At 66.9% G+C, this 2,522-nt stretch carries 1 protein-coding gene and 1 pseudogene; both read left to right on the top strand.

Annotation, left to right across the window (positions count from 1 at the left end):
• Window positions 1-210, top strand: a pseudogene (locus Q4F04_RS15460) (copper-transporting ATPase); the annotation flags it as partial.
• A 765-nt stretch (window positions 211-975) separates the two neighbouring features.
• On the top strand, window positions 976-2,499 hold the full coding sequence (locus tag Q4F04_RS15455; RefSeq protein ID WP_303370680.1) for a DUF305 domain-containing protein: 1,524 nt from the start codon (window positions 976-978) through the stop codon (window positions 2,497-2,499).
• The last annotated feature ends 23 nt before the right edge of the window (window positions 2,500-2,522 follow it).

Raw genomic sequence — 2,522 nt, 5'->3', positions numbered from 1 at the left:
CGGCGGCTGTCGCAGGCGGTGATGCGCAACATCCGCCAGAACCTGTTCTTCGCCTTCATCTACAACGCTTTGGGAATCCCGATCGCGGCCGGCGTGCTGTATCCGTTCTTCGGCATCCTGCTGTCGCCGATCATCGCCGCGGCGGCCATGGCGCTGTCGTCGGTCAGCGTGATCGCGAATGCGTCGCGGCTGCGGGGCGTGAAGCTGTGATGACCGGAAGGCGGCCACAGGCGGTTCTCGGCATCGACGGGCGGCATCATGTCGCAACCTGCCCTCGCCGGTTTCAGGTGTCGTCTTCCCGCACGACGTGGTGTGATGATCGCACTGCCGGAAAATGGCCGCTTCCCTGCTTCTTGAGCGGGCAGGAAGCCTGAGCCGGTCCAGAGGAAGAGAACGAACGGTCTGATGAGCAGGGGTGCGACAAAGGGCATGAGGCTCTGCGGCTGCTGGAGGCAATGGCTGGCAACCGCATGGCTGATCGTGGCTTTCGCCGCCTTGGCTTTGCAGGCCGGAGCCCACACCCTCCCGGCAGCACACACGGTCCATGCCGAGCGGGCTGTCGCCGCGAGCTTGGACCAAGGCTGCGATCATTCTCATGCGGCGTCCGGCTGTGCCCGAACGACTTCCGGGGATCAGGACGGTTCCGACGGGAGCAGGCCGGGTTCCCAGGACGACTGCTGCGCCCAGTTCTGCACGATCACCGCCCTTCTGCCGGAGAGCCCGCGGGCCGATCCGCCTTCCAGCGGGGAGACCCGCCTCGGCATTCTGGTGGGTCGCTTGGGGCGGACGCCCGAGGGGATCCTGCGGCCACCACGTTCATCCATCGCTGCGTGAAGGCGTTGCGGATCCGAGAGGTCCGCGCCTTCCGGCCACTTCGGCCGACAGGCCGATAACGCCACTCAGACATCAACGATCACTCGGGAACTGCGCGTGCGCTGTGTGATGCCGCGTTTTCCCGGACATGGATGAACAGCAATGAAACGAACTGCAATCGCCCTTTCCCTTGGCCTCGCGGCAGGGCTGCCGACCGTTGCTCTGGCCCAGGCCGGGCATGACACCCACCATCCTGCACAGGCGCAGGAACAGGCCGCCCCGCCTGCCGCCCCGACGATGCCGATGCCGGGTATGCCGGACCAGATGCGGACCATGATGCAGGCCATGCCTGCCGAGTGCATGAGCGCCATGCAGCAGATGATGCAGGGCGGGATGATGCACGGTGCGGCCGATGCCTCGAAGGCTGCCGGAACGACGCCAGCCGACGGGAATGCTCCCAAGTTCACCCGCGCCTATGTAGAGGCCATGGACGCAATGCACGGGCCGATGATGGAAGGCGTCATGGCCGAGGACCCCGACACCGCCTTCGTCCGGGGCATGATCCCGCATCACCAAGGCGCGATCGACATGGCCCGGATCGTGCAGCAGCACGGCGACGACCCCCAGACCAAGGCGTGGGCCGAGCAGATCATCGCGGCGCAGGAGCGCGAGATCGCCGAGATGGAAGCCTGGCTGAAGGAGAAAGGTAGCCCTGAGGCTATCGACTTCGGCCAGACCGGCGGCACCGTCTGGTCCGCCGATGAAGGCGGCAGCTCGATCAGCGCCATCGATCTCGGCACCAGGACCGTGATCACGACGCCGATCCCGGTGGCGCCTCATAACGTCAATCTGACGCCAGACGGGCGCTTCCTGCTGGCGGTCGGCACTCCGGCTTCCGGTGATCATGGCTCGGAGGGGCATGGCCACGACGGGGACGCCGCGGGACTTCTGGTGATGCTCGATCCACAGGACCTCTCGAAGCCTGCTGCCACGGTCGAGGTCGGTGCCCACCCGGCCCACGTCGTCGCCGATACGCAGGGTCGCGCCTATGCGTCCCTCTCGGGCGCGGACGAGGTCGCGGTGGTCGATCTCGCGAACGCATCGGTGGTCAAGCGCATCGAGACCGGAGCTTATCCGCACGGGCTGCGGCTCAGCCCGGACGGGACCGAACTTTACGTCGCGAATGTCGAGGACGGGTCGGTTTCGGTCATCGATACGGCCAGCCTCACCGAGGCGGCACGCATCCCGGTGGGCACGGCGCCGGTCCAGGTTGGCTTCACCCCTGACGGCAGCCGGGTCTATGTCTCGCTGCGGGATGAGAACCGTGTGGCGGTCATCGACACCGCCACGCGCGAGGTCACGGACAGGATCGAGGTCGGTCCCAGCCCGATCCAGATGATCGCCACCCCCGACGGCAGGCAGGTCTATGTCGCCAACCAGGGGACCGAGGCCGCGCCGAACGATACCGTGTCGGTGATCGACACGGCGACCAGCAAGGTTGCCAGGACGCTGAAGACCGCTCCTGGCGCGCACGGTGTGTCGGCCTCGGCGGACGGCGCCTTCGTGTTCGTGACCAACATCGCGGACGACAGCGTCTCGGTCATCGACGTCGCGCGCCAGGAGGTCGTCGGATCGGTGCCGGTGGGCGACCGCCCGAACGGCATCGTCTATGGGCCGTCGAACTGACCGGATCGCAGAAGCTGGCGCCG

The sequence above is a fragment of the Paracoccus sp. (in: a-proteobacteria) genome (genome assembly GCF_030536915.1).
In the GTDB taxonomy this organism is placed as follows: Bacteria; Pseudomonadota; Alphaproteobacteria; order Rhodobacterales; family Rhodobacteraceae; genus Paracoccus.
Note: the sequence above shows the minus strand (reverse complement) of the source record. Positions and strands in the feature narration are given on the sequence as shown.

Bases quoted from the DNA above. Each gene is read 5' to 3' on its own strand.
- Q4F04_RS15455 (WP_303370680.1), top strand. From the start codon at position 976: ATGAAACGAACTGCAATCGCCCTTTCCCTTGGCCTCGCGGCAGGGCTG.